General features: G+C 75.4%; 2 protein-coding genes and 1 pseudogene. All 3 read left to right on the top strand.

The genetic code is table 11. The features are described from left to right. Positions 1 to 227 precede the first annotated feature (227 nt). The 3 genes and pseudogenes from ABZ641_RS30905 to ABZ641_RS30895 all read left to right on the top strand — a co-directional run bounded on the left by ABZ641_RS30905 (position 228) and on the right by ABZ641_RS30895 (position 3,019). A complete protein-coding gene (locus ABZ641_RS30905) occupies positions 228 to 1,544 on the top strand; it encodes an acyltransferase family protein (RefSeq protein WP_359987118.1) in 1,317 nt (438 codons plus the stop codon). Between the two features lie 63 nt (positions 1,545 to 1,607). Continuing rightward, a pseudogene (locus ABZ641_RS30900) lies at positions 1,608 to 2,273 on the top strand (DNA polymerase III subunit delta'); the annotation flags it as partial. A gap of 218 nt (positions 2,274 to 2,491) precedes the next feature. Next, complete coding sequence (locus ABZ641_RS30895) at positions 2,492 to 3,019, top strand: NUDIX hydrolase family protein (RefSeq protein ID WP_344627635.1); 528 nt, start codon at positions 2,492 to 2,494, stop codon at positions 3,017 to 3,019. Positions 3,020 to 3,067: the final 48 nt, after the last annotated feature.

Below are 3,067 nucleotides of genomic sequence, written 5' to 3'. Positions count from 1 at the left end.
GGCTCCCGCGACGAGTGGGCCCGCTGGGAGTCCGAGGAGGACGGCGAGGAGGGCCAGGAGGGCCAGGAGCGGCGCGGCTGGGGCCGCAAGCGCCGCCGGGACTGAGCCCGCGCGGGCGGCCGGCGGAGGCCGCCGACGGGTGGCGGACGCAACGGACGGGCGCCGCGGTCTGAAAGACTGCGGTGCCCGTTTTCCGCATCCGCAGCCAGCCGAGGAAGCCCGTACCCGTGACCGTCGCCGCAGCCGCCCCGTCCACCCGCGCCGCCGAGGCCGCCGCCCCGGAAGCGGCGCGCAGACCCGGCGGCCGGCTGCTGGCACTGGACGGACTGCGCTTCCTGGCCGTCCTGCTGGTCGTCGTCTACCACTACGTCGCGTTCGGGTCGGACTGGGGCCGCCCGCGCGCCGAGCTCTTCCCGGTGCTCTACCGGCCCGCGGCCTACGGCTGGATGGGCGTGCAGCTGTTCTTCCTGATCAGCGGCTTCGTGATCTGCCTGAGCTGCTGGGGCCGCTCGCTCGCCGACTTCCTGAGCTCGCGGGTGGTGCGACTGTTCCCCGCGTACTGGTTCGCGGTGCTGCTCACCACGGCGGTGCTCGCCGCCGTCCCGGGCGGCAGCCGCCCGCGGGCGACCCGGGACGTGCTGACCAACCTGACGATGATGGAGTACCCGTTCGGGGCGCCCTACGTCGACGGCGTGTACTGGAGCCTGTGGGTCGAGGGCCGGTTCTACCTGATCTTCGCGGTGGTGGTGGCGCTCGGCCTCACCTACCGCCGGGTCCTCGCCTTCTGCCTGCTCTGGTGCGCGGCCGGGGTGCTCGCGATGGCGGCGCCCGGCGAGCAGCTGCTCCAGGTGCTGGCGATGCCCGAGTACTGCTGGTTCTTCATCGGCGGCCTGGCCTTCTACCTGATCCGGCGGTTCGGCCCGGACCTGCTGCTCTGGCTGCTGGTCGGCTTCACCTTCCTGGCGGGCTGCCGGGCGGTGCTGCCCACCTACCGCTTCGTCGCCGCCCAGGCCGGCTACCCGGTGCCCGAGTGGGGCGTGGTGGCGGTGCTCGCCGTGTTCTACCTGCTGATGGCCGGCGTCGCCCTGGACCGGTTCCGCGGCGTGCAGTGGCGCTGGCTGGCCACCGCCGGGGCGGTCACCTACCCGCTGTACCTGCTGCACGAGTACATCGGCTGGGAGGTGATCGACACCCTCGGGAACCGGGTCGACCCCTGGCTGCTGGTCGGCACGCTGCTGGTGGTGATGACCGCCGCCTCCTGGCTGGTGCACCGCTTCGTCGAGCGGCCCGCCGCCCGCTGGCTCAAGCCCCGCCTGGCGGCCTCCTTCGCCAAGGTGCGCGGGGTGCCGCTGCCCGTTCCGCGCCCGTCCGGTCAGGGTCCGGCGATCCACGGCCCGGCGATCCAGGGCCCGTCCACCGACGGGCCGTCGGCCCGGCGCCCCGCGGCCGAGGAGCCGGCGGGCGGGCCGGGGGAGGAGCGGGAGCCGGAGCCGGCCGGGGCCCGCGCGCCGATGGCCGCCCGCGGTGTCGGCGACGGGCGTTAGGCTCGTGGCGGACCCGGCGGGCAGGCGGCCGGGGCGGACGGTGGGTACGGCAGGGAGTACGGCGTGAGCGTGTGGGACGACCTGGTCGGCCAGGACCGTGTGGTCGAGCAGCTGTCCGCGGCCGCCCGTGCGGCACGGGCCACCGTCGCCGCCGGACGCACCGCGGGCGCGCCGGCCGAGCCCGGCGCCAACGCCTCGCTGATGACCCACGCCTGGCTGTTCACCGGTCCGCCCGGCGCCGGCCAGACCACCGCCGCCCGCGCCTTCGCCGCCGCGCTCCAGTGCACCAGCCCCGACCTCGAACTCGGCGGCACGCCCGGCTGCGGCTTCTGCGAGGGCTGCCACACCGTGCTCTCCGGCAGCCACGCCGACGTGAAGTACGTGCGCACCGACGGGCTCTCCATCGGCGTCGGCGACATGCGCGACCTGGTCCTGCGCGCCGCGAGCTACCCGACCGGCGGCCGCTGGTCGGTGATCCTCGTCGACGCCGCCCACCGGCTCACCGAGGCCGCCGCCAACGCCCTGCTCAAGGGCGTGGAGGAGCCCTCGCCGCGCACCGTCTGGCTGCTGTGCGCCCCCTCCGTCCAGGACGTGCTGCCCACCATCCGCTCCCGCTGCCGGCTGCTGGTGCTGCGCACGCCGTCCGCCGAGGCCGTCGCCGACATGCTGGTCCGCAGGGACGGCGTCGACCCGGGCCCCGCGCACGCCGCCGCCCTCGCCGGGCAGGGCGACGCCGCTCTGCGTCACCCTGGGCGCACTGACCGGCTACCTCGCGGTGCGCACCCGGCCCCGGGGCCGCCGGTGAGCCTGAGCGCGAGGCTCGGCAGCACGCTGACGGTCCGGCAGGTCGTCCTCGCCGGGGGCGCGAAACGCAGAGTTCGCCGGCCCGCAGCGGCAGGATGATCCCGCAGGACAGCCCGGGAACGTACGATCAGCCAATGGCTGACATGACGGAAACCAATCCGGGGTGGCTCGCGCCCGAGGAGCTGGAGACGGCCCGCGCCCGGCTGCCGATCCTCTACGTCGAGGCGGTGCCCGTGCGCGTCGACGACACCGGCGAAGTCACCGAGATCGGGCTGCTGTTGCGCATCGGGCCGGACGGCACGGTCAGCCGGACGCTGGTCTCCGGACGCGTCCTGCACCACGAGCGTGTCCGGGACGCGCTGCTGCGGCACCTGGAGAAGGACCTCGGGCCGGTGGCCCTGCCCAGGATCCCCGCCTCGCTGCAGCCGTTCACCGTCGCCGAGTACTTCCCGACGCAGGGGGTGACCTCCTTCCACGACCCGCGGCAGCACGCCGTCGCACTCGCGTACGTCGTGCCGGTGGCCGGCGACTGCAGGCCGCGTCAGGACGCGCTCGACCTGGTGTGGTTCAGCCCGCAGGAGGCCGCCTCGGATCTGGTGCTGCAGGAGATGCCCGGCGGGCAGGGAGTGCTGCTCAAGCGGGCGCTGGCCCATCTCGGCTGCCTGACCTGAGCCCGCGCGCCCGGCCCGGCACCGCCCTCCGGCCGGGCGCGGTCGGCG

This window comes from Kitasatospora sp. NPDC007106, from assembly GCF_040634455.1.
GTDB lineage: Bacteria > Actinomycetota > Actinomycetes > Streptomycetales > Streptomycetaceae > Kitasatospora > Kitasatospora arboriphila.
Note: the sequence above shows the minus strand (reverse complement) of the source record. Positions and strands in the feature narration are given on the sequence as shown.

Coding starts and splice junctions, on each gene's coding strand:
- ABZ641_RS30895 (WP_344627635.1), top strand. CDS start 2,492: ATGACGGAAACCAATCCGGGGTGGCTCGCGCCCGAGGAGCTGGAGACG.